Raw genomic sequence first — 202 nt, forward strand, 5'->3', positions numbered from 1 at the left:
GACCCTGCGCGCTGCGCAGGGTTTTATTGATTCCATTTTTACACTGATGAATGTTCCGTTGCGCTGCCCGGATTACAGCTGTGTCAGCAGGCGCGCAAAGTCGGTTAATGTCAGTTTCAAAACGTCCACCCGGGGTGAAATCGCGCATCTGGTGATTGATTCCACCGGGCTGAAGGTCTTTGGTGAAGGCGAATGGAAAGTC

At 52.5% G+C, this 202-nt stretch carries 1 protein-coding gene; it reads left to right on the forward strand.

All coding sequences use genetic code 11. The features are described 5' to 3' along the window. A partial coding sequence (locus K5R89_RS27305; protein WP_221853889.1) for a transposase occupies positions 1-202 on the forward strand: 202 nt, incomplete at both ends.

This window comes from Klebsiella sp. TF21-TM (assembly GCF_019753495.1).
GTDB lineage: Bacteria > Pseudomonadota > Gammaproteobacteria > Enterobacterales > Enterobacteriaceae > Klebsiella > Klebsiella quasipneumoniae.